General features: G+C 72.0%; 3 protein-coding genes. All 3 read left to right on the forward strand.

From position 1 onward, the window contains the following. The coding region (gene argH / locus ACLN58_RS21345) for an argininosuccinate lyase (RefSeq protein ID WP_415857222.1) at positions 1 to 921 on the forward strand (921 nt) is incomplete at its 5' end. Positions 922 to 961: 40 nt separating this feature from the next. Beyond that, positions 962 to 1,705 carry a maleylpyruvate isomerase family mycothiol-dependent enzyme gene (locus ACLN58_RS21350; RefSeq protein ID WP_415857223.1) on the forward strand — a complete coding sequence of 248 codons (744 nt, stop codon included), beginning with the start codon at positions 962 to 964 and terminating at the stop codon, positions 1,703 to 1,705. 100 nt (positions 1,706 to 1,805) lie between these two features. Continuing rightward, the coding region (locus ACLN58_RS21355; protein WP_415857224.1) for a DNA-3-methyladenine glycosylase at positions 1,806 to 2,191 on the forward strand (386 nt) is incomplete at its 3' end.

A 2,191-nucleotide genomic window follows, 5' to 3' on the forward strand; every position in this document is an offset into this window, starting at 1 on the left:
CACGCGCAGCCCGTGCTCCTGAGCCACCACCTGCTGGCCCACGCGTGGGCGCTCCTGCGGGATGTCCAGCGCCTCGCCGACTGGGACAAGCGCGCGGCGGTGTCGCCGTACGGTTCGGGCGCGCTCGCGGGCTCGTCGCTCGGCCTCGACCCTGATGCCGTCGCGGCGGACCTCGGCTTCGACTCGGCCGTGCACAACTCGATCGACGGCACGGCCTCGCGCGACGTCTTCGCCGAGTTCGCGTGGGTCGCGGCCATGATCGGCGTGGACCTCTCGCGGATCAGCGAGGAGGTCATCCTGTGGGCCACGAAGGAGTTCTCCTTCGTGACGCTCGACGACGCGTTCTCGACCGGCTCGTCGATCATGCCGCAGAAGAAGAACCCGGACGTCGCCGAGCTCGCGCGCGGCAAGGCGGGTCGCCTCATCGGCGACCTCGCGGGACTGCTCGCGACGCTCAAGGGCCTCCCGCTCGCGTACAACCGGGACCTCCAGGAGGACAAGGAGCCCGTCTTCGACGCCGCGGACACCCTCGAGCTCCTGCTCCCGGCCGTGTCCGGCATGGTCGCGACGCTCCGGTTCAACACCGAGCGCATGGCGTCGCTCGCGCCGCAGGGCTTCTCCCTCGCGACCGACATCGCCGAGTGGCTCGTGCGCCAGGGCGTCCCGTTCCGCGAGGCGCACGAGCTCTCCGGGGCGGCGGTGCGCCAAGCCGAGAGCCGCGGCGTCGAGCTGTGGGACCTGACCGATCTGGAGTACGCGACGATCAGCCCGGCGCTTACTCCCGAGGTGCGTTCGGTGCTCAGCACGGAAGGATCGCTCGCGAGCCGGAGCGCGCAAGGCGGCACCGCGCCGTCGGCGGTCGCCCGCCAGCTCGAGGCACTCAAGGCCCAGCTCGCGGACGCGCGAAGCTTCGCGGGCTGACGCCTCATCGTTGGGGGCGGCGACTGGCTACCCTGATGGCATGGGAACAGAAGCCGCCCTCAGCGATGACCACCTCCTGAGTGAGATCCACGCCGCCGCGAAGGGGGTTCGGGCCGAGCTCGAGCGCCTCACCGACGAATCCGTGAGCCATCCGTCCGAGTTGCCGGGGTGGACGCGTGGCCACGTCCTGGCGCACGTCCAGGGCATCTGCTCGGCGATGGCCCGGCAGCTCGAGTACGCGCGGCGCGGCGAGAAGGTCGAGCTGTACGACGGCGGCTACGAGGCCCGGAATCGCGCGATCGAGGAGGCCGCGGGCGCCACCGCGGACGAGCATCGCGAGCGGGTCGGCGCGGCGATCGACGTCGCCGTGGGCGCGTTCGGGGGGCTCGAGCCCGTGGACTGGGATCGCCCCATCACGTACCGCAACGGCGTGGTCCGCGACGGTGGCTTCGCGCTGTGGCGCGAGCTCGTGATCCACCACACGGACCTCGGGACCGGCTGCACGCAGCAGGAGTGGTCTGAGGGATTCTGTCGGCATCTGCTCGGCTTCCTTGAGCCGCGCGTGCCCGCCGCGTACACGTTCGTGCTGCGGCCTGATCCGGGCGAGGAGATTCGCCTCGGCTCCGGTGGAGACGAGGTCCTCGTGGGAGGCCGGCTTCAGGACCTCGCGGCGTGGCTCGCGGGCCGCGCAACGGGCCACGGCGCCGTCCGGGCGGAGCGCGGAGGTGCCGCGGTCCCGCTTCCCGAGATCGGGCCCTGGCCCTCCGGCGTCCCCGCGGTCTAAGGGCGGGTGGGCCGGGCTCATGGGTGGCGGGGCAGGGCTGATGGGCGGTCGGAAGGTCTAATGTGCGTCGCGGGCTGATGGTTGGCGGGGTGGGCGAGCAATGAACCCGGACGAGCTGGTCCGCTGGCTCCTCCGTGATCCCGTTGCCGTGGCCCCCGACCTCCTCGGCGCGGTGCTCACGCATACGACGGCGGAGGGCAGCGTGAGCGTCCGCCTCACCGAGGTCGAGGCGTACCGCGGGCATCGCGACTCCGAACACGCCGACCCCGGCTCGCATTCGTACAACGGCCGGACCGCACGCAACGAGGTCATGTGGGGCCCACCGGGCCACCTGTACGTCTACTTCACGTACGGCATGCACTACTGCGCGAACGTCGTGTGCGGCCCCGCTGGCCGCTCCTCGGGATGCCTCCTGCGCGCCGGGGAGATCGTCGGGGGGCTCGACCTCGCGCGCTCGCGCCGTACCTCGTCGAGGCGCGACTTCGA

Source organism: Sinomonas sp. G460-2 (assembly GCF_047759905.1).
GTDB lineage: Bacteria > Actinomycetota > Actinomycetes > Actinomycetales > Micrococcaceae > Sinomonas.

What these genes read in the sequence shown, in the direction of transcription:
- ACLN58_RS21350 (WP_415857223.1), top strand. Translation starts at nt 962, where the DNA reads ATGGGAACAGAAGCCGCCCTCAGCGATGACCACCTCCTGAGTGAGATC.